The organism is Aquimarina intermedia, from assembly GCF_008124785.1.
GTDB lineage: Bacteria > Bacteroidota > Bacteroidia > Flavobacteriales > Flavobacteriaceae > Aquimarina > Aquimarina intermedia.
This window is the reverse complement of sequence record NZ_VNHU01000007.1, coordinates 33,320-53,082: the sequence shown is the minus strand read 5'-3', so window position 1 is coordinate 53,082 and position 19,763 is coordinate 33,320. Positions and strand designations below refer to the sequence as shown.

Genomic DNA, 19,763 nt, shown 5'->3' with positions numbered 1-19,763 from the left:
GATTATCCTATAAATTGCTCCTTTCCCTTGGCAAGGAAAGATGACCAAGCAATGCGTGGTCGGAAAGGGTAGTCTTTCAATTTTGAATGCGGAACTATGAATTTTGAATGACGAATTTTAAGTTAAAATTTCAACTGTCTAGTGTAACGGGAGGAGGTCATAAAATCACTAAGTTCCCTATATCGCCAATACACTTTTCAATGCTTTATACCGCGTCCTTCCGATAGGTAATACTTCGTTGTTTTTTTAGGATAAGATCATATAGAGCTTACCAGGATCTTTTGTATTTCGCTTACCTTGACCAGATATGATTTGCTTATTTAGAAAGATAAAAACGAGCCAAAACTTGTTTTCAAATACCGAAAAGCTTTGGTAATATGATTTTCTACTGTTTTGGTAGAAATACCTAAAAGTTCGGCAATCTCTTTGTGCTTTTTCTGTTCCAGTTTACTGAGCTTAAAAACTTTTTTACAAGTTGAAGGAAGTGTTTCTATAGCTGTCTCTAGCTGTACAATTTTTTCTTCTTTTATTTCTGTTTGAGAATCTGCAAACAATTCACATACCGCTTCGTGCTTTAAAGATGTAACTAAATCGGTTTGTTTTTTCTGAGTACGCAAATACGTCATATACTCATTATAACAGCTTTTAAAGAGATATGCTTGCAACGAAGTTTTTATGTGAATGGATGTTCGTTGCTCCCAGAGTCTTAAGAATATATTTTGAACCAGATCTTCTGCTAATGAGGCATTAGAAGAAAGTTTGTATAGATAATCACAGAGGTCTGCATAATGGTTTTCAAACAGAAGTTGATAACTCCGTTTATTTCCATCTTTAAGCCCTTTAATCAATGATTCTTGTATGCGAATGTTGTTATTTTTCATACGTAACTCGACGACTAAAATAAAAAAAATAAAAAGAAAGTAGGGGATTTTTATGATTTCTGCATCATATATATAGAAAGCATACATATATGAGCAGTATTTTAACCTTAATTCAAAAATACCTAAACGGTACAATTTCTTCAGGAGAGCGAATGCAACTGAATGAGTGGCTGGATTTGAATACTCATAATAGAACGCTTTTCAAAGAAGCAATCAAAAAAAGATATAGTAAGACAATACCACTTTGCGTGGATACAAGCGAAGCACATGCTAAGTTTATTAAAAGAATTAGTGCTAGGTCAAAATCTGTGATTCGTCTGCGAACAATTCAGGGTTTTTCAAAATATGCTGCGATCTTAGTTTTACTTTTGGGAAGCATCTACCTCTATAAAAATCAAGAAAGTCCATTAACTGAGAATAAAAAGTCTGTAAAGTTTTCAACAGCTGCTATAGCAGAAGATAAGATACTAATTAAACAAGCGGACGGTAGCATTACCACGATTGACCCTTCAGAAAATGGAATACTTACTGATAAAAACGGAAATCCTATTGGGAATAAGGAAGAAAATCAACTTAGGATAACTTCAGACGCTGGTCTTGAATCCTTAAAGTTTATGGAAGTTTATATTCCAAAAGGCAAACAATTTCAGATGGTACTATCTGATGGAACTCAGGTATGGTTGAATGCAGGGAGTACCTTAAAATTTCCTCAAAAATTCATTTCATCAGAGAAAAAGCGTGTGGTGTATCTTGAGGGCGAAGCATTTTTTGATGTGAAAACAAATAAGGAGAAACCTTTTATAGTAAAAGCAAAGGGTATTGATGTTAATGTGTTGGGAACTCAGTTCAATGTTTCTTCTTATACAGAGGATACTTTGATTAAAACTACCTTGGTCGAAGGTTCTGTAGCATTGGCAAGCTCTGATATGCCGCATAAGAAAGTATTTCTAAAACCTAATGATCAGGCAGTATATAATAAAAATAATAGCGTAATACACAAAAAAGAGGTTAACACGGACATTTATACTTCTTGGATGAAGAAAAGAATAATGTTACAGAATGAATCGTTTGAAGAAGCTTTTAGAAGAATAGAGCGCGCATATGATGTAAAAATAATCAATCACAATAGTGTATTGGCGGCAACTAAATTTACGGGAGAATTTGATGTAGAAAGCATCTATGAAATTCTAAAAACGTTCTCTGAAACCTTAAATTTTACGTATACGATAAAAGAAAAGAAAATTACTATACATCCATAAAAAAGAGAAGTGCGGCAACACTTCTCTTAGTAAAAATTGATCATTATTTAAAAAAGGAACTAACAATCAAATATTTTCAAAATTATGAAAAAAAACTCTAATGCACTGCATAACTTTACTGTAGTGTGTCACGACACCTCTTTAAAAATGCGAATTACCTTTATTCTGTTTAGTTTTTCAATTTTTCAAATGATTGCTGCTACTGGATTTTCACAAGGCAACATTAATTTACGTTTTGATAATACCCCCATTACTTCGATTATCGCCGAAATAAAGGAGCAAACTCAATATAAATTCTTTTATATCAATGAGGAGATTGATTTACAACAACGGATAAGTATCCAGGTTGAGCAGGAAGCGTTAGAAAATGTATTACCGCTACTCTTTAAAAACACCAACATTACCTATTCTATTCTTGGCAAACAAGTGGTATTAAAGAAGTATATACAGAAGAAAGAAGATGAAGAGGTGTATCGGGAAATAAAGGGATTGGTGCTGGATCCTTATAATAATCCTTTACCCGGAGCGAATGTTCAAATACAAGGTACGACCAAAGGAGTGATAACTGACTTTGACGGGCGATTTGCCATTGAGGTACCTGAGAAGGATGCTATATTATTGGTTTCATATCTTGGTTTTGAAACAGCCAAGGTGGATGTAACAGGGCAGGATGAAGTGACTATACAATTGAAACACGCAGCTGCACAACTCGAGGATGTTATATTGGTAGGTTCTAGAAATCCAAGCAGGGCGACAGTTGCAACGGCCATACCTGTTGATGTAATTGATATAAGCACGATTAAACAGTCGTCTCCACAAATTACTGTCAACGAAATCTTGAATTATGCAGCTCCTTCGTTCACATCGAATGCACAGGCTATAGCCGATGGTACTGATCATGTGCAACCGGCAGCGTTAAGAGGTTTAGGTCCAGATCAGTTGTTAGTATTGATTAATGGGAAAAGACGTCATAAATCTGCCCTTGTTAATGTTAATGGTAGTTTTGGTAGAGGTAACGTAGGGACAGATTTGTCTTCTATTCCTACCAATGCCATACAGCGTATTGAGATTTTGAAAGATGGTGCAGCAGCTCAATATGGTTCAGATGCCATAGCAGGAGTAATTAATATAGTTTTAAAAGACGTGACCAATGAGCTTAGTTTGGAACTCACTGCCGGTGCAAATTTTACCGATGAGATAAGTCCGGACAACAATGTAGATGGAGAAAAATATAATCTAGGTATCAATTACGGCATTCCGTTAAACGATAAAGGATTTATTAACCTGACAGGTAATTTCAATTTTAGAGGCGCAACTAATAGAATGCAGGAATTTACCGGAAACATTTTTAATGGTTATAATTCGATAGAACGTGTAGCGGCCCAAAATAATTTTGACCTGATCGTATTGCCAACCGATCTGGACGCTATTAAAAGCTTTGCTCCAGATGCTAACCTCGGAGCAAGATTGGCAGATATAAATGCTGCGAATACAATAGAGGAAATGAGAATTGCGTTGGATTTTGATAATACTGACGTGGAGTTACAACAAAGAAATCAAGAGCGTAGTGATTACAATATTCGTTTTGGACAATCTCAATTAAAGGGAGGTGAATTCTTTGGAAATATGGAGTATGAATTTGCCGAAAACGTAAAAGTATACGCTTTTGGTGGTTTAGGTTTCAAAAATGGAAATTCTGCCGGATTCTACCGACTACCCAATCAATCGAGAACATACACGCCTGTATATCTTAATGGGTTTTTACCTGAAATTAACTCGAATATTGTTGATAAATCACTGTCATTTGGTATTTCCGGAAAGCTTAATCAATGGCATATTGATATCAGTAATACTACAGGAATTAATGACTTTGCATACAGAATTACGAATTCCTCTAACGCATCGCTGCAAACTGCAACCCCTTTTGAGGCCGATGCTGGAGGATTTCGCTATGCTGAGAATACGAGTAACTTGGATTTGAGCAGGTTTTATGAAGACGTTTTTGCAGGGCTGAATGTAGCTTTTGGAGCCGAATATCGAATTGAGAATTATCAGATTAATGCAGGGGATGAGGTTTCGTATGAACTATTCAATACAAATGGAAAACCACATGATAGCACAGATCCCACCTCTACAGTTCCGGTAGATTTTTATGGAAGAGATCGCAATGCAGGAATTCAAGTTTTTCCTGGATTTAGGCCTCAAAATGAAGTTAATGTCTACAGAAATTCGATTGCCGGGTATGCAGATATCGAAGCGGATTTCACTGAGAAGTTTAGAGTCTCTGGAGCAGTGCGTTTTGAAGATTTTTCTGATTTTGGAAGTACACTCAATTTTAAAATTGCTTCTCTCTTAAAAGCTACGAAAGCTATCAGTTTGCGTGGTTCGGTACAAACCGGTTTTAGAGCTCCGTCCTTGCATCAGATTTATTTTAATTCTACTTCAACAATTACTACGAATGGTGTACCACAGCAGGTGGCAACTTTCTCTAATACGTCGAGAATCGCCAGATTAATTGGTATCGAGTCGTTAAAAGAAGAAACCTCTTTAGGGTTTACTGCTGGTATTACTGCTAAAATTCCTGCTTTAGGTATGAAATTTACACTGGATGGATATCGTGTGGATATTGATGATAGGGTAGTACTTACCGATGAATTTTCAGCTAGTGGAGATGAGCTTATACAAAGGTTTGAGGAAGCGAATGCTACCAGAGCACAGTTTTTTGCAAATACTATAAATACAAGAACTCAAGGGGTAGATATTATTGTTGATCACTCGGTTTCTATCGGGACTTCTACAAAATTGAGTAATATTCTAGCTGTTACTTTTTCAGAAACGGAGGTGACTACCGTTAATATTCCTGATAAAATTGCGGATGCCGGTCTTTCTGAAAACTATTTCAGTAATACGAGTCGTGTCTTTGCAGAATCTGCTGTGCCAAATACGAATGGTAATCTATCTCATAACCTTGTAACTGGGGACAAATGGAATTTCTTTCTTCGTAACTCCTATTTTGGAGAGGTAGAAGAGGCAACCAATATAGTAGATCCAAATGTCGATGTACTATATTCTGGTAGAGTAATTACGGATTTAGCAGTTGGTTTTAAACTAGCTGCCAGTACTAAAATTACCGTTGGTGCTAATAATATTTTTGATATATATCCTGACGAATCTGACGAAGAATTTCAGTCAGGAGGAAGATTTAGGTTCTCAAGACGTTCTAAGCAATTTGGCTATTCGGGAAGATTTCTCTTTGCCAGGCTTAGTTTTAACTTAAAGTAAGTTTGAGTTTTTGTATTATCCAGTGACGGACAAGGTTGTGAAGCTTTGTCCGTTTTTTTTAAATTTTATTACAAAGCTGAAAACTTCCAGGCGATAAATCGACTTTTCTTATTGCCTTGTTCCATAGCAATAATCTGATAAGAAGCTCCTAATTTCTTAAGTTGTTTATCTAGTTTAGGTAAGGTCTCTTTTTTAGAAACCAAACTCGTAAAAACTCCTACTTGTTTTGAGTATGATTTACTTTGTTTGATCATACGTTTTAGAAATAGCGCTTCTCCGCCGTTACACCAAAGCTCGTTTGCTTGTCCGCCAAAATTTAACGTATCGGTGGATTTAATTTTTAAGTTATGTGTTTTTCTCTGGGTGGCTTTTTGCGCTTCTTCTTTTGAGCTATGAAACGGTGGATTGCACATGGTAAAATCAAAATACTCATCTGTATGAATAATTCCTTCAAAAATATTTGATTTGTTATCTTGATGACGAATTTGAATAGCATCTTGTAGGTGGGGGTTTAGCCGAACGATATTTTGAGCCGCTTCTGCTGCCGTAGCGTCACTGTCACAACCAACCATCTGCCATTGATATAAATGATTACCTAAAATAGGGTACACACAATTAGCGCCCACGCCAATATCTAAACCTTTGATTAACTTTTTATCCAATTTTAAATAAGTAGCCAAATGATGGATATAATCCGCACGACCCGGAATAGGAGGACATAAGTATCCTGACGGAATATCCCATGCTTTGATTCCGTAATAGCTAATTAAAAGTGCTTTATTCAACGCATATACAGCATCTGGATTTGCAAAATCTATCGTTTGAGTTCCTACTGGATTGGTAATAATAAATGAGCTTAAAACTTCATAACTTTTTATGAGTTCTTTAAAATCGTACGGTTTCTGATGAATATTATCTGGATGCAAATTTGTGATTTTTATACAAAGGTACAGTTAAGTTGATAAAACTTCTATGCAATTTTTTTTTACAAGTCATTGGAGACTATAAAGTATAAGAATATGCTAAAAAAACTACGAACAAATATGCACTCTAAAAGTTTAGTGTACTTTTGAAAAAATAAGATAAAGTTTCGTCAATTTTCTAAAAATAAATTATGGAAATTTTAAAAGGTAAAAAAGCATTAATTACAGGTGCAGGTAAGGGAATTGGTAAAGCTATAGCCTTGGCTCTGGCAAAAGAAGGTGTCCATGTTGCTTTATTATCAAGAACAGCTACAGATCTAGAAAACGTAGCAGAAGAAGCAAAAAGTTATGGCGTTGATACGGTACTAGTAACGGCAGATGTAGGCTCTATGGATTCGGTAAATATGGCAGCAGAAAAAGTTTTACAAGCTTTTAATTCAATAGATATCTTGATAAATAATGCAGGCATAGGGAAATTCGGAAACTTTATGGATCTAACCACTACCGAATGGGAGGATATTATAAAAATCAATTTGATGGGTACTTATTATGTCACCCGTGCTTTTTTACCTACTATGATAGAAAAGAAGACAGGTGATATTCTCAATGTATCCTCAACAGCCGGAGTCAAAGGGAATGCTATGACGAGTGCATACAGCGCCTCTAAATTCGGAGTTCTTGGACTTACAGAATCTTTAATGCAAGAAGTACGTAAACATAACATTCGTGTAAGTGCATTATTGCCCAGTACGGTGGCCACTGATATGGCGTTGGACTTAAATCTAACAGATGGGAACCCTGAGACCGCTATGCAACCCGAGGATATAGCAGAGCTGGTTCTTGCTCAATTGAAATTGAACCGTAGAGTAATGATAACAAATTCAAGTATATGGTCAACAAATCCGTAACGATTATTTACATAAATCGGTATAACACTATTGGACTATGAGTAAATCTGGTAATCCCACTTTAATCATAGCTTCATTTTTTTCTATTTATGTAATATGGGGATCCACCTATTTACTTAATAAAATCGCGGTAACCGAATTACCTCCTTTTATGTTAGCTTCTATTCGGTTTACAACGGCAGGAGTGCTAATTTTTATATTGGCAAAATTTTTAGGAATTAACCTAGCTATATCTCGCAAGCAATTTTTGAACACTGTAATTGCGGGTTTTCTGTTTTTGACTTTTGGAAACGGTGTGGTAGTATGGGCACTTCGCTATGTGGATAGTGGATTTGCGGCACTCGAAATATCTGCACAACCTCTAATCGTACTGTTGTTAATGCGGATATTACAAGGCAAGAAGATAAAGTTGATGTCAATGATAGGGGTGATTCTAGGAATCATCGGAGTTTATTTACTGGTAAGTCAGAAAGCGATTATTAATCAGGAAAATTCTATTGCAGGAATGATTATGATTTTTATGTGTATGTTATCATGGGCGTATGGAAGCCTGTTTGTATCAAAAGCAGATCTACCTTCGAATTACTTTGTGAATACAGGATACCAGATGGTTACCGGAGGCATTCTATTATTGCTTACAAGCTTTATATTCGGAGAGACATGGACTTCACCAATGGTGTGGAGTACACCTGTACAGTATACGATGATCTTACTAATAGTGTTTGGAAGTATTGTGGCCTTTACTTCTTTTAACTATTTGCTAAAGGTTGTATCACCAGAGAAAGTGGCAACTTCTACCTATGTAAATCCGATCATCGCACTCACTTTAGGGTGGTACTTTTTAAATGAGAATATTACCGTACAGTCTATGATTGCAGCAGTTGTATTACTTACAGGAGTATATTTTATTAATACAAAGAAAAAACTTCTGATATTTTCGCGATTTTCCGGACGCCTAAGTAAAAAATTGAAATAACGGTTTATGTTTTGAGTCTATGCGGTTTTTTTATCTTCCGAAGCTAAATTTTTGGCCCAAACAATAGCTTCTTCGAGAGATTTAAATTTTTTCATTCTACTTCGCATAAAAAGCTTTTCTAAAGCACTATTAAATAGTGTGGTTGGGTTGTTACTAACTACTGCATATGCTCTTAAAGAATAGCTGAGCCTAAAAAAGTTGATCCAATCGCTGGGTACAACAGAGTAGGCGTTTACTCTATTAGTAATATACACTAAGTTTTTGCCATTGTTGTCATATATGTGGCTCAACTCCTCTACTACCTTTTTTCCATGATGTTTCCACGTATATACGACATCCTCATTGACCTCGCCGATTACGAAGGTTTCGAATAAGTAATAATTTCCAAAATCATAGTTAATTTCTTGAATAGCTTCTTGGTAGAAAATTGTGTCTTTTAAATACTGCATGGCGCAAAAGTATAACAATTACAATTGGTAATTGTTTATCATGTTTATTTCTAAGGGATTATACGATTATTAACAAACTTTATCGATAATTGATAAGATGTTACTTCAAATACATGATTAAAAATATTTTAGTTATTTCTAATGAAGTAAATTTGTACTTAGTTTTGTACTATGTAACATCTCTTAATGAAACAAAATACTATTGAAGATATAAAGGTTATCTATAAAGGCAAAGAGATCAAAACGCTGGTACTTGAGAATCAAAAAGGATCTCGTTTAACAGTGTCTAATTACGGAGCTTCCATACTAAGTTTTGAAACTCCTGATAAAGAAGGAAAGCTAATAAATGTTATTGTAGGATTAGCATCATCACGAGCTTATATCGACAAATATATCAATGGAGAATCCATTTTACTTGGAGCAACGGTGGGGCGGTATGCAGGCCGTATCTCAACCGATGTGCTGAGAATCAATGAGCAAGAGTTTCCCATTTATCATGAAAACGGGATTCATTTGCATGGAGGCAAACATGGTTTGGATGGGAAATTCTGGAAAGTTAAAGCTATTGATAACGATACTTTGAGGGCCGTTTTCGAATATAAGAGTGAACATTTGGAAGAGGGTTATCCCGGTAATGTATTAATTACAGCCAGCTATCAATTAACAGAGATTAATGAGTTAAAGATAATTTATACAGCAACTTCTGATAAGGATACTGTAATAAACTTAACGAATCATGCGTATTTTAATCTGGATGGAGCAGGTTCGATTAAAAATCACGAACTCCAGCTTAGTAGTAGAGAAATGCTTGAAGTAGACACAAAAATGATTCCGACAGGAATAATAAAACCTGTAGCAAACACGGCTTATGATTTTAGAAAACCTTCAACGTTGAATAAATTACATACAATCGAAGGGTTAGACGATACTTTCATATACGAGGATACAGCGCTTCCTAAAGCTGTACTAAAATCGTTGCATTCCGGGATCAAAATGGAAGTGTTTACAAACCAGCCAGCTGTTGTTATTTTTACACCTAAGGAGCTTCCACAATGGAAGTATGCTTACCACGCGATGTATGATGATTTTCCTGCTATTTGTTTCGAAAATCAAAAACATCCAGATGCACCGAATCACCCGCATTTTCCTTCAACACTTTTGAAAGCAGGAGAAGTCTATGAAAATACCAGTGTGTTTGTATTCGGAATTGATGATTAGGAAAAACGAGAACTATCGTGTATAAGAATGAAATTAGATTCTAAACAAAAATTGAGAATAAATCTACTTCTGTAGCAACGGTGCGTAAGCGTTTTAACGCTCGCGCGATATGACTCTCTACAGTCTTTTCAGAGATACTAAGCATATCGGCGACCTCTCCATATGAAAGTCCTCTCATATTATTGAGAAGAGATATATGTCAGAATTATAAAATGGAGTTCGTACGCATTCAATGTAAGCTTCCCCTTATGCAGAAAGTATTTATGAGTATTTATAGGTGTTGATGGGGAATGAGGTACAAATAGGATACTCTCCAGTCTAAATTACTGTTTCTTGTTGCATCCATTTATTTAAGTTTTTCAAAAAAACATCTAAAAAATTTTCGTAGCCATCAGCATTTTCAATATCGAATTGAGACCAATTAGTCCAAAAAATATTCAAAATTTTAAATAAAGACGGCTCTAATTTTTCAAAAGCATTAAGATAAGTTTGATAATCATATTGTTCATTGCTATTGGATTTAATGCTGAAAAATTTTCCAATATAAACATCAATGGCCTGTCTACTATAAATATTATCCTTTAAAAAATCTAGTTCAAGTTTTTCCATTTGTTCCTCATCCATAATTATCTCATCATAATCACTCACAAAATCTTCTCTTTTAAAATCTAATTTTATGAAAATAGGAAGTATTTTGCTGTGTTCCATACAATTGCCGATATGATTTTTTAATGAATTAGAAAACAAAAAATAGAGCTGTGGATACTGTTCTATTTTATTTATAAAATCTGAAGCGATTAAAATTTTCTTGACCTTTAAGTAAATGTGTAACAGCTCGTGTGTGAATGGTGCGGGATGAATATTATCTTCATTAATACAAATGGTCACGGTATCATTGGTATAGCGGGTAATATAATTTTGTTCCGAACTCTTCTTTAGATGTATCTTATACTGCTTGAGGAGGTAATTCCATAACTCCAAATTCCGTCTATCCAGCAATTTTCTCCAATCTTTATGCATTTTTCCAGCTTCTAAGTTTTTGATCACTCTGCAAAATAACATATGTAAAGTACGAAAAGAAATCATTTAAATGCAATTTTCTTTTGGTTTAAAATGTACAGCACTAAGGATTAAAGATTCACTTTTTTATCATTAATGAATCTTCGGAAAAGCATAAAGGTTAAAAGTTGCTTAAAAAACTGTTTTTCAATATTTTAGGTTTTTATTTTGATTATATTTATATGATTTAAACATAAGCTAATTATTAATTAAATTCCTAATATCATGAGTTCAGAAAGTCGAAATCAGGGGCAAAAAAACCAGCCAAAAGAAGATCAGAAACAAAGTAGCCAGGAGCAAAGAAACCAGCAACAGCGAGATCAAAAACAAAGTAGTCAGGAGCAGAAAAACCAGCAACAACGAGATCAGAAGCAAGGTAGCCAGGAGCAAAGGAATCAACAACAGCGGGATCAAAAACAAGATAGTCAGGAGCAAAGAAACCAGCAACAGCGTGATAAGAAATAAAATTCTTATATTCTAATCCTTTGAAGTAGCAAAAAAATCTTTAGAAAACCCCAGCTTAATCTAAGTCGGGGTTTTTTAAATATCTAGTCATTAAGTATTTGCTTGTAATGTTAGGACGAGACATCCTAATAAAATAAGAAGTCCTAAGTAGTATTAAGGAGTTGTAGGTGTCATATTTTAACATTAATACTTAAAATTTGTACCTCAAATACTTCGAAGTACAACAAAGGTACAAATCAATGCGTAAAAAACGGGTAATAGATATTAACGGAGGAATAGTAATTATTAACAATTATGTTTAATAATCAATAGTTTATAGGGTTTATTGTGTGATTGATATTTGTTTGTTTAGTATACTTACTTCCCGATACAGAAATTAGCAAAGATGTTACCTAACAGATCATCAGAAGTAATCTCGCCGGTAATTTCACCAAAATGATAGAGCGCTTGGCGTATATCAATTGCCATAAGATCACCTGATAAGCCGGAGTCTAGACCGTATTGGACTTTTTGTATTTCTTCTAAGGCCTTTAGCAAAGCATCGTAATGTCTTGAATTGGTAACAATAGTTTCATTACTATGTAGTGCTCCTGTATTTACAAAGTCCAATAAGTGTGTTTTAAGTGCTTCGATACCAACATTTTGTTTCGCAGAAAGTAAGAGAAGATCAGGGATTTCGTCCAAAAGTTTATCTTGTTCATTTTTGGCAAGTGCATCAATTTTGTTAGCAACAACTAGTAAAGGTTTAAGTGGATATTTGTTTTTGATTTTACCAATTTCAGTTGTTAGCAGTTTTAAACGGTCATCGGTTAGCGATGAACTATCAAACAGATATATGACAACTTGTGCTTGCTCAATTTTTTCAAATGTTTTTTTAATTCCAATACTTTCAACAATATCTTTGGTATCGCGAATACCTGCGGTATCTATAAATCTAAAACCAATCCCACCTATTACGATCTCATCTTCAATAGTATCCCGGGTGGTACCGGCAATTTCAGAAACAATAGCACGTTCTTCATTGAGTAAGGCGTTGAGTAGTGTTGATTTTCCAACATTGGGCTCTCCGACGATAGCGACCGGAATTCCATTTTTGATTACGTTACCAACAGCAAAGGAATCTATGAGCCTTTTTAAAACAGTGGTGATTTTAGAAATTAAAGATTCGAATTGTGTACGATCTGCAAATTCAACATCTTCTTCAGAAAAATCAAGTTCTAATTCTATCAGAGAAGCAAAATTTAGTAATTCATCGCGAAGCTGTTTAATCTCACTACTAAAACCGCCTCTCATTTGCTGCATGGCAATTTGATGTGAAGCTTCAGAATCAGATGCGATTAAATCTGCCACAGCTTCTGCCTGAGATAGATCTAATTTGCCATTGATAAAAGCTCTTAGTGTGAACTCTCCCGCTTGCGCTATTCGGCAGCCTTCACGCAATAGTAATTGTATGATTTCTTGTTGAATATAACTTGATCCGTGACACGAAATTTCGATAGTCGGTTCCCCGGAATATGAATTGGTGCCTTTAAAAATAGAAATCAAGACTTCATCCAGTACGCGATCACCATCCACAATATGACCTAAATGTATCGTATGAGATTTTTGTTTTCGTAAATCCTTAGCATGTACGGATCTAAATATAGAGGCTCCAATTGAGATAGCATCTACACCCGAAACTCTAATAACGGCAATTGCTCCCGCGCCGGAAGCTGTAGCTAATGCTACTATCGTATCTTTTGAAATCATGGATGCAAAATTACATAAATTTTACAGGCAATAATAAAAATACGATAGTATTACATAGCAGATCAGAATTAATTTTAATGTTGGTTAGTCCTAAAATCTGAATACGCTTCCATACCGTGCTCGTGGCTGTCCAAACCATCAATTTCTTCTTTTTCAGAGACTCTTAATCCTAATGTAAATTTGATTGCTCCCAGAAATAATAAAGAAAATAAAATACAAAACACTCCGATAAGTAATACACTAATTCCCTGGATTGCAAGTTGATCAATGCCTGCTTTGTTACCAAATATGCCCACAGCTAGGGTTCCCCAGATTCCGCAAATCAGATGTACGGCAATTGCTCCCACAGGGTCATCAAGTTGTAACTTGTCGACAAGTTTAATGCCAAGCACAATAACAATACCCGCGAGCAGCCCGATCAAAATAGCATCTGTCGGACTCATTTGATCTGCTCCGGCGGTTATCGCAACCAGCCCTCCCAGAATACCATTAAGAAACATAGTGATATCATAATTTTTGTAAAGTAGAGTTGAAAAAATAAAGGCTGTAACTCCTCCGGCGGCAGCGGCTAATGACGTAGTAACCAAAGTCAACGAAGTAGCTGCCGGATCGGCAGATAATACAGACCCTCCGTTAAAACCAAACCATCCCAACCATAAAATCAGGACACCCGCAGAAGCCATGGGAATATTATGACCGGGTATTACTTGTGGATGGCCATTTTCACTGAATTTACCTAACCTAGAGCCTAAAAAATAAACAGCGATCAATGCTGCCCAACCACCAACTGAATGTACCAGAGTAGAACCTGCAAAATCGTGAAAACCCGTAGCTTTCCCAATTTCGAGGGTAGACAAAAAGCCGCCTCCCCATTGCCAGGAGCCTACGATGGGATATACGATTCCGATATAGAGAATCGTAAAAAGCATAAAGCTTCCCAGTTTTATACGCTCAGCTACAGCACCGGAAACGATCGTTGCTGCTGTTGCGGCGAACATGCCTTGAAAGAGAAAATCTGTCCAAAAGGTATATCCTGAGTTATAGGATAAATCAAGTAAGCCTTCAGTTGTCATAGGAGAATCTAATCCGAAACCGGCAAATTTTAAAATTCCTAAGCCGTCAGCTTCAAATCCCGGATACATTAAATTGAAACCGATTAAACAATACAATAACAAGCCAATGCATATTATAAAAAGATTTTTAAATAATATATTAATCGTATTTTTTTGGCGGGTTAAACCAATTTCCAGAAAAGAAAAGCCCAGATGCATAAAGAAGACTAAAGCAGTGCAAATCATCATCCAAACATTATTAATTGTAAGTATTTCCATTATGAATTATAAGTTTTGTGTGGTTAAATAGTTTTTGGTTTAGGATAATGTTTCTACCCCTTTAGTGGCAGTACGTATGCGATATGCTTCAGTAATGTCTGAGACAAAGACTTTACCGTCTCCGATTTCACCTGTTTTTGCAGCAGTAAGAATTGCATCAATGGCCACAGTTTCTTTGTCATCTGGAATAACAAGTGATATAAAACGGCGTTGTATATCGGTAGTGCTATATGATACGCCACGGTAAACACTGCCTTTCTTTTCGTTACCGACCCCGGTGACATCCCAATAGGAGAAAAAAGTTATACCTACATCATGCAATGCTTCTTTTACTGTGCGATACTTAGACCTTCTTATAATAGCCTCAATCTTTTTCATAAAGTTTATTTTATCGTTATTTCTCGATAAATCTATATAATTTTAATTTATACCCCATAAAAAATAGGGGTGTCTATTGTATTTTTACGTAATATTAATTATTAACCTATTAATATTTAGGGTATGGTAATTTTTAATATAAATAAAGAGAATTTCTTAACGGAGTAGAGGTACGCACTGAGTATAGGTGGCTTTTTCAAAAAAAAGCATTATCAATATCGCATTTTGATCAGTACATTTTGTGATTTCAATATTCTGCGTTATGCTTTTTTAAAAACTTCAGAAAAATGAAGGTGAATAGATCAATTTTATATTGTTTTTCAAGCAGTTTGACTAATTTAAGCATCAGGATAGGATAAAAAACGAACTCATTTGTATGGAACAACAAGGATTATATCGTTCAGAATTTGAACACGATGCCTGTGGAGCAGGATTTATTTGCAGTCTAAAAGGAGAAACCTCTAATACTATAATTCATAAAGCCTTAGAAATTTTAGATAAACTCGAACATCGAGGTGCGGTAAGTTCTGACGGAAAGACAGGAGATGGTGCTGGTATTTTAATCGATATTCCGCATGACTTCTTCAAAGAAGTTTGCCCCTTTGAACTACCTGAAACAGGAGAGTATGCAGTGAGCAATGTTTTTTTACCGAGAAAAGAAAATCAATTAAACTTCTGTATCCAAATTCTTCAAAATTGTATTGAGGAGCAGGGTTTAGAAGTGCTTGGTTGGAGAGATCTGCCGGTGGATCCTACTTGCTTAGGAAAAATAGCTGCGAAGACACAACCTAATATCAAACAAATTTTTATAGGAAAGGGTAAGACAGACTTGAATGCTTTCGAATTTACTTTAAAATTATTTGTACTTCGCAAAAAAGCAGAACAATTAATTTACAGTTCTAAACTATCGGAGCAATCATTTTTTTATGTACCGAGTCTTTCTACCAAAACTTTAATCTTCAAAGGGTTATTAATGCCCGAGGATATTAAGTTATACTATAAGGATTTATTAGACACCAGAGTAGTTACACGCTTAGCGTTGGTACATCAACGTTTTTCAACCAATACGTTTCCAACATGGGATTTAGCACAACCTTTCAGGTATATGTGTCATAATGGAGAGATTAATACTTTACGTGGGAATGTTTCGCGTATGCGCTCAAGAGAAGAACTTTTAGAAAGCGCATGGTTTGGAGAAGAAATCAAAGCAATTCTGCCTGTAGTACTGCCTGGTAAATCGGATTCTGCATCCATGGACATGGTCGTAGAATTGTTAGTAATGTCCGGTAGATCTCTTCCTGAGGTGATGATGTTATTAGTTCCCGAAGCTTGGGAAAAGAATACTCAAATGTCTGATGCTAAACGTGCTTTTTACGAATACCATGCCTGTATGATGGAGCCGTGGGACGGACCCGCATCCATTCCGTTTACTGACGGAAATTATATCGGAGCCATTCTGGATCGAAATGGATTACGACCTTCTCGGTATTCGGTTACCAAAGACGGCTTTGTAGTGATGTCATCAGAGACCGGCGTGCTGGAATTAGCACCAGAGAATATTTTAAAACATGGCAGGTTAGAACCGGGTAAAATGTTTCTGGTCGATATGGTACAAGGTCGTATCGTCGATGACGAAGAGATCAAAGATAAAATTGTAAAGGCGTATCCGTATCGAGAATGGCTGCATGAAAATATGGTACACCTTAGGGATATCCCTTATAATACCTGTCCTTTATTTATAGGAGAAGAATCTGTGGCAAAAAGAAAACAAATCTATGGCTATACCGTTGAGGATATTGATCGTATTATCCTTCCAATGAGTGAACAGGCAAAAGAGCCCATCGGATCCATGGGAACAGATACACCGATTGCTGCTTTATCAGAAAAACCACAGCTACTATATAATTATTTTAAACAACTGTTTGCACAAGTAACGAATCCACCCTTAGACGGGATTCGTGAAGCCTTGATCACCGACATTAGCCTTACCTTAGGAGCAGACACTAATATTTTTGATAGAACAGCAGCGCATTGCAATAAATTAAAAATTCAGAATCCTGTAATCTCAAAAGAAGATTTAGATAAAATTAAAACGTATACCCAAAAGGGGTTTAAGGTGACCGAAGTTTCGATACTTTATAACATACATAAAGGTCTCAATGGGATGGAGAATGCTTTAGCAGTCCTTATGAAAACGGTATCCGATGCCATTGATAACGGAACTAATATCATTATTTTATCAGATCGTAAAGTAAGTAAACATAGAGCGCCAATTCCAGCGTTACTAGCATGTTCTTATGTAAACAGTAGATTACAATCGCTAAGAAAAAGATCCAAAGTAAGTTTAATAATTGAATCAGCAGAACCACGAGAGGTGCATCATTTTGCATTGCTTTTTGGTTATGGAGCCAGTGCAATTAATCCATATTTGGTAAATGAGATTATTACCGAAGAAGTAGAGAATCATCCCAACCCTGAGCACACAGCAGCGCAAGCGATAGCTAATTTTAACCTTGCTGTCGGTAAAGGAGTCCTTAAAATTATGAATAAGATAGGAATTTCTACTTTGAACTCCTATCGAGGTTCTCAACTATTCGAATGTATAGGAATTAACGTCAAAACTACAGCTACCTATTTTAAGAATACAGTATCCCGGATTGAGGGAATAGGTATCAAAGAAATTGAAAAAGAAATAGCGAAACGACATAACAAAGCTTTTTCTACATCAAACAGTGCTATTGACAGCACCTTAGGGATTGGTGGGCAATACCGATGGAGACGTACAGGTGAAAAACATCAATTTAATCCGCTTACTGTTGCAAAACTACAGCAAGCTGTAAGAGATAATAATCCAAAAACGTACAAAGAATATTCTGAATTAATCAATGAACAATCCAAACAGTTGATGACTATTCGCGGTCTGATGGAGTTTTCCAATTACGACCCCATCTCAATAGAGGAGGTAGAACCTTGGACCGAGATTGTTAAACGTTTCAAAACCGGAGCCATGTCGTATGGTTCTATAAGTAAAGAGGCTCATGAAACTCTTGCGGTTGCGATGAATCGTATAGGTGGTAAAAGTAATTCTGGAGAAGGAGGCGAGGATCCCGAGCGTTTTTATAAAAATGTTGACGGGGATTGGAAAAATAGTGCCATTAAGCAGGTAGCCTCCGGACGTTTTGGAGTCACTTCGAACTATCTGACTAACGCCAGTGAAATTCAGATTAAGATGGCTCAGGGGGCAAAGCCGGGTGAAGGCGGACACTTACCGGGACCAAAAGTTAATGCCGAAATTGCTAAAACCCGTAATTCTACACCTTATGTAGGATTGATTTCTCCACCACCACACCATGATATTTATTCTATAGAAGATTTATCCCAATTGATCTATGATCTCAAATCTGCCAACAGAGCTGCGCGAATCAATGTGAAATTGGTATCAGAAATGGGTGTGGGTACAGTTGCTGCCGGCGTTGCCAAAGCAAAAGCCGATGTTATTCTGATTTCAGGATTCGATGGTGGTACAGGAGCTGCACCGCTTACTTCATTACGGCATGCAGGGTTACCATGGGAGCTTGGGCTTGCAGAGGCACAGCAAACATTAGTGGGAAATGACTTGCGTAATCGTGTTGTAGTAGAATGTGACGGACAGCTTAAAACAGGAAGGGATGTAGCCATTGCCTGTCTCTTGGGAGCCGAAGAATTTGGGTTTGCTACAGCACCCTTAGTCGCATCGGGATGTATTATGATGCGCGTGTGTCATTTGAATACCTGTCCTGTTGGGATAGCCACTCAAAATCCTGAATTACGTAAGAAATTTAAAGGGAAGCCCGAGCATGTCATCAACTATATGTACTTCGTTGCACAAGAGTTACGCGAAATTATGGCACAATTAGGGTTTAAAACGATTGATGAAATGGTGGGTCAGGTACAAAAAATAGACAGCTTGTCAGTCGTAGATCACTACAAAGCATCAGGAATAGACATTTCTCCGATTTTACATAAAGTAGCAGTACCTTCTGACGTAAAACTATACCATACTACCTCGCAGGATCACGAGTTGCAAAAAGCGTTGGATTTCAAAATTATAGAGGAAGCACATACGGCAATTTTCCGGAAGGAAAAGTTAACGCTAACACATAAAATAAAAAATACAGACAGAGCCGTTGGTGCAATTTTAAGTAATGAAATCTCTAAAATATATGGCGCCGGTGGATTACCTGAAAATACGTTGAAAATTAAATTTACAGGAGCTGCAGGTCAAAGTTTTGGTGCTTTTGCCACACGAGGCCTCACGTTAGTAGTCAATGGAACGACTAATGATTATTTGGGTAAAGGTTTATCGGGTGCCAGGCTGGTGATTCGTGTACCGGAGGGTACCACTTTTGTACCTGAAGAAAATGTCATTACAGGGAATGTCTCTCTGTATGGCGCAACTTGCGGAGAAGCTTACATAAACGGTAAAGCCGGAGAGCGTTTTTGTGTCCGTAACTCAGGTGCCCTGGCAGTTGTGGAAGGCGTAGGGGATCATGGCTGTGAGTATATGACAGGAGGTACAGCAGTTATTCTTGGAGAGGTAGGAAGAAACTTTGGAGCCGGAATGTCCGGAGGCGTTGCGTATGTGTATGATGTAGATAACACTTTTTTAAACCAATGTGGAGCTGGAGAATTGATTATTGAGCAAGTGACCTTGGCAGAAGATCGTATAGTTTTAAAAGATCTGATAGAAAAACACTTTGAGGCAACACTAAGTCCCAGAGCACAAAGCATATTACAATCGTGGGAGAAAGAAATTTTATATTTCAAAAAAGTGATACCCGAAGAGTATAGACAAGCATTGTTACGCTTGGAAAAGGAAAAAGAATTAGCCAACGCATAAAAATAA

15 protein-coding genes are annotated in these 19,763 nt (G+C 36.4%); 7 read left to right on the top strand and 8 right to left on the bottom strand.

What is annotated here, in order from left to right; genetic code table 11:
- Positions 1 to 320: 320 nt before the first annotated feature.
- Positions 321 to 881 carry an RNA polymerase sigma factor gene (locus tag BD809_RS11095; RefSeq protein ID WP_170251867.1) on the bottom strand — a complete coding sequence of 187 codons (561 nt, stop codon included), beginning with the start codon at positions 879 to 881 and terminating at the stop codon, positions 321 to 323.
- A gap of 89 nt (positions 882 to 970) precedes the next feature.
- Here BD809_RS11095 and BD809_RS11090 point away from each other — a divergent pair, with 89 nt between their 5' ends.
- Both BD809_RS11090 and BD809_RS11085 read left to right on the top strand, forming a co-directional pair.
- A complete protein-coding gene (locus tag BD809_RS11090; protein WP_148783045.1) occupies positions 971 to 2,140 on the top strand; it encodes a FecR family protein in 1,170 nt (389 codons plus the stop codon).
- Positions 2,141 to 2,224: 84 nt separating this feature from the next.
- On the top strand, positions 2,225 to 5,422 hold the full coding sequence (locus BD809_RS11085) for a TonB-dependent receptor (protein ID WP_246131516.1): 3,198 nt from the start codon (positions 2,225 to 2,227) through the stop codon (positions 5,420 to 5,422).
- Positions 5,423 to 5,490: 68 nt separating this feature from the next.
- On the opposite strand, the gene rlmF is transcribed toward BD809_RS11085, so the two are convergent.
- Positions 5,491 to 6,348: a 23S rRNA (adenine(1618)-N(6))-methyltransferase RlmF gene (gene rlmF / locus BD809_RS11080; protein WP_148783044.1), complete on the bottom strand. Its 858-nt coding sequence runs from the start codon at positions 6,346 to 6,348 to the stop codon at positions 5,491 to 5,493.
- A 188-nt stretch (positions 6,349 to 6,536) separates the two neighbouring features.
- Here rlmF and BD809_RS11075 point away from each other — a divergent pair, with 188 nt between their 5' ends.
- Together BD809_RS11075 and BD809_RS11070 are read left to right on the top strand one after the other, a co-directional pair.
- Complete coding sequence (locus BD809_RS11075; protein WP_148783043.1) at positions 6,537 to 7,253, top strand: 3-ketoacyl-ACP reductase; 717 nt, start codon at positions 6,537 to 6,539, stop codon at positions 7,251 to 7,253.
- A 37-nt stretch (positions 7,254 to 7,290) separates the two neighbouring features.
- Entirely contained in the window at positions 7,291 to 8,229 is a 939-nt protein-coding gene (locus BD809_RS11070; protein WP_148783042.1) for an EamA family transporter, read from the top strand.
- Between the two features lie 17 nt (positions 8,230 to 8,246).
- Here BD809_RS11070 and BD809_RS11065 read toward each other — a convergent pair whose 3' ends face one another.
- Positions 8,247 to 8,678 carry a hypothetical protein gene (locus BD809_RS11065; RefSeq protein ID WP_148783041.1) on the bottom strand — a complete coding sequence of 144 codons (432 nt, stop codon included), beginning with the start codon at positions 8,676 to 8,678 and terminating at the stop codon, positions 8,247 to 8,249.
- A 186-nt stretch (positions 8,679 to 8,864) separates the two neighbouring features.
- On the opposite strand from BD809_RS11065, the gene BD809_RS11060 reads away from it, so the two are divergent.
- On the top strand, positions 8,865 to 9,896 hold the full coding sequence (locus tag BD809_RS11060) for an aldose epimerase family protein (RefSeq protein WP_148783040.1): 1,032 nt from the start codon (positions 8,865 to 8,867) through the stop codon (positions 9,894 to 9,896).
- 40 nt (positions 9,897 to 9,936) lie between these two features.
- On the opposite strand, the gene BD809_RS11055 is transcribed toward BD809_RS11060, so the two are convergent.
- Positions 9,937 to 10,074 carry a sigma factor-like helix-turn-helix DNA-binding protein gene (locus BD809_RS11055; RefSeq protein WP_148783039.1) on the bottom strand — a complete coding sequence of 46 codons (138 nt, stop codon included), beginning with the start codon at positions 10,072 to 10,074 and terminating at the stop codon, positions 9,937 to 9,939.
- Between the two features lie 140 nt (positions 10,075 to 10,214).
- Positions 10,215 to 10,916, bottom strand: coding sequence for a hypothetical protein (locus BD809_RS11050; protein WP_211356715.1), 702 nt, complete (start codon positions 10,914 to 10,916; stop codon positions 10,215 to 10,217).
- 264 nt (positions 10,917 to 11,180) lie between these two features.
- Between BD809_RS11050 and BD809_RS11045 the strand changes: the two genes are divergently transcribed.
- On the top strand, positions 11,181 to 11,420 hold the full coding sequence (locus tag BD809_RS11045; protein ID WP_148783037.1) for a hypothetical protein: 240 nt from the start codon (positions 11,181 to 11,183) through the stop codon (positions 11,418 to 11,420).
- Positions 11,421 to 11,777: 357 nt separating this feature from the next.
- Here BD809_RS11045 and mnmE read toward each other — a convergent pair whose 3' ends face one another.
- The 3 genes from mnmE to BD809_RS11030 form a co-directional block, all read right to left on the bottom strand.
- Entirely contained in the window at positions 11,778 to 13,169 is a 1,392-nt protein-coding gene (gene mnmE, locus BD809_RS11040) for a tRNA uridine-5-carboxymethylaminomethyl(34) synthesis GTPase MnmE (RefSeq protein ID WP_148783036.1), read from the bottom strand.
- A gap of 74 nt (positions 13,170 to 13,243) precedes the next feature.
- The gene (locus BD809_RS11035; RefSeq protein ID WP_148783035.1) at positions 13,244 to 14,500 is read right to left on the bottom strand and encodes an ammonium transporter; all 1,257 of its coding nucleotides are present in this window, start codon (positions 14,498 to 14,500) and stop codon (positions 13,244 to 13,246) included.
- A 39-nt stretch (positions 14,501 to 14,539) separates the two neighbouring features.
- On the bottom strand, positions 14,540 to 14,878 hold the full coding sequence (locus tag BD809_RS11030; protein ID WP_148783034.1) for a P-II family nitrogen regulator: 339 nt from the start codon (positions 14,876 to 14,878) through the stop codon (positions 14,540 to 14,542).
- 376 nt (positions 14,879 to 15,254) lie between these two features.
- On the opposite strand from BD809_RS11030, the gene gltB reads away from it, so the two are divergent.
- Entirely contained in the window at positions 15,255 to 19,757 is a 4,503-nt protein-coding gene (gene gltB / locus BD809_RS11025; RefSeq protein WP_148783033.1) for a glutamate synthase large subunit, read from the top strand.
- The last annotated feature ends 6 nt before the right edge of the window (positions 19,758 to 19,763 follow it).